3 protein-coding genes and 1 pseudogene are annotated in these 2116 nt (G+C 37.8%); 3 read left to right on the top strand and 1 reads right to left on the bottom strand.

Annotated elements, in window-relative coordinates; all coding sequences use genetic code 11:
- Positions 1-257 (bottom strand): transposase (locus tag CBG25_RS06960; protein ID WP_290605584.1); only part of this gene is annotated, 257 nt, incomplete at its 3' end.
- 170 nt (positions 258-427) lie between these two features.
- Here CBG25_RS06960 and CBG25_RS06955 point away from each other — a divergent pair.
- The 3 genes and pseudogenes from CBG25_RS06955 to CBG25_RS06945 all read left to right on the top strand — a co-directional run bounded on the left by CBG25_RS06955 (position 428) and on the right by CBG25_RS06945 (position 2024).
- Complete coding sequence (locus CBG25_RS06955) at positions 428-748, top strand: polymer-forming cytoskeletal protein (RefSeq protein WP_290605586.1); 321 nt, start codon at positions 428-430, stop codon at positions 746-748.
- Between the two features lie 68 nt (positions 749-816).
- Positions 817-1397: pseudogene (locus tag CBG25_RS06950) on the top strand (GNAT family N-acetyltransferase).
- Positions 1398-1709: 312 nt separating this feature from the next.
- Positions 1710-2024 carry an ecotin family protein gene (locus CBG25_RS06945; protein ID WP_290605582.1) on the top strand — a complete coding sequence of 105 codons (315 nt, stop codon included), beginning with the start codon at positions 1710-1712 and terminating at the stop codon, positions 2022-2024.
- Positions 2025-2116 lie beyond the last annotated feature (92 nt).

Here is a 2116-nt window from a genome sequence, read left to right as displayed (position 1 = left end):
TCACGGGCTTGCCTGGGGTTGACCACAGCGATCTCAAAACCTTCAGCCTGAAGCGCACAGGCCACGGCGGCTTCAAGTCCTCCAGTGGCTTCCATCAGCACAAGCGCAACGGCGTGCTTTCTCAACTCAACAATGATGGAATCAAAACCGTCAGCGTCATTGGCAACCGAAAATTGCTCAATTGCGCTGCTGGCGGCAATGTCCAGCGTTGCTTTCGAAACATCGATACCTACACAAAATGGACTTGGCAGACTCATTATTACCCATCCTTGCAAATGCGTTATGGAGTACGGACAACTGTTCGGGTTTAAGATGAGTGGCTCAGTGTATGCGCCATTAGCTGACTTACGGGCTATGAGCCCTAGGAGAAATCGGGCTGCATACACCTTGCCAAATTCACTCGTGGCTATTTTAAACCCTTTTCAAGATACAAGGTGATATTCATGTTTGGGGACATATTAAAGGTAATGTCACAGTAACTGAAGGAACTATCCACATCATGCAAGGTGGAAAAATTGAAGGTGAAATTGAAGCGCCGGATATGATTATTGATGGTTTGGTTGATGGCGCTTGCTTGGGAAATAACCTGGATATCCTGGAACATGGTGAATTGCGAGGGATCAGCCGAGTCAGTCATATGTCAATTAAGCGTGGTGGTATATTCATAGGCCAATCTGAGAAAATTGAGCATCAATCGGAAAAAGTAATAAAATTAGAAGCTATTGAAGATATACCTAAAAGTAAATGAGCATTTTTTGCTAACGTGATAGAATGCGGTGTTATATTGATAGTGAAATCTTTTTCAATTGGTAATGCATGGTTATTATCCTAAAGACTCCTCGTTTAATTTTAAGGGAATGGCGAGAAGCTGATCGGCTCCCTTTTTATCGTCTTAATAGTGATCCTGATGTTATGCATTATTTCCCACACTTACTTTCAAAAAAACAAAGTGATGCTTTCATTGAAAGTATTAGACAGAAATTTATCCAACAGCAAGGTTGGGGATTGTGGGCGGTAGAGTTGCGAGCACAGAAGCAATTTATTGGATTTGTAGGACTCAATATTCCCGCATATGATCTACCTTTTATGCCTTGTACTGAAATTGGCTGGCGATTAGCTAAGCCATTTTGGCGGCAAGGATTGGCTTATGAAGCTGCTCGTAGCGTATAGATTTTGCTTTTTTGCAGCAAGAAATGCCTGAAATTGTCTCTTTTACCGCTAAAATTAATCGTCCCTCTGAAAATTTGATGAAAAAATTAACCATGGAAAAAGATACGCATAATTTTTTACATCCGGCGTTACCATCGGCTCATCCCCTACAGGAACATATTCTTTATCGACTCAATCAGCAGCAGTGGTTAAAAAATACTGATAATTTTACTACTAGCCATTGTTAATAGCTCTATTATAATTATAGAACGCTCTTGATTCAGCGATCTCTTTATCTAATTGATGACGTTTTTAACCTTGTGCTCGGAAGGATGGATGTGAGAGGTTCAAATGAGAAAAGAATTCGTGATTTGGGAGCAGCTACTAAAAAAATTATTGAGCTTTAATTTAAATATAATAATTAAGATTTAACAGCTTTCATCATTATAATTTTCATGCCGAATATTATATCTAACTATATGATTTTAAATAAATATTAAAAACAAATCAATTCGCTTGATATAAACGATTTTTTACCTTTTATTAAGGAGGATTTAGTCATGAATAAATATACCTTTTCACTACTGGCAATGATTTTAACGGCATCATATACGATGGCAAATGATAATTTGGCCGAGATAATGGCGTCTTATCCAGCAGTTGAAGAAGATGTGCAACGATATGCCATTGAACTACCTAGAAAAGAGAATGAAAATAATTTTATGGTAGAATTTTTCATTGGTAAATCAATGCTTGCTGATTGTAGCCACCGTGGATTACAGGGGCGTTTTGAGAAAAAATCTGTTTCATGGCAGAATGATTATTATGAGTTAAAAGAAGTCACGAGTTTCGCAGTCTCTAAAAAAGAAGTATAAATTTAAAAACAAGAAAAAATCAGGATGTTCATATTTTGTCCGGTTATCCATGCATTAAAGATATCTATAAAATATTCTTGCAAGTAAGCAGT

The organism is Arsenophonus sp. ENCA, assembly GCF_002287155.1.
GTDB classification, from domain to species: Bacteria; Pseudomonadota; Gammaproteobacteria; order Enterobacterales; family Enterobacteriaceae; genus Arsenophonus; species Arsenophonus nilaparvatae.
Note: the sequence above shows the minus strand (reverse complement) of the source record. Positions and strands in the feature narration are given on the sequence as shown.

Bases quoted from the DNA above. Each gene is read 5' to 3' on its own strand.
- CBG25_RS06945 (WP_290605582.1), top strand. From the start codon at position 1,710: ATGAATAAATATACCTTTTCACTACTGGCAATGATTTTAACGGCATCA.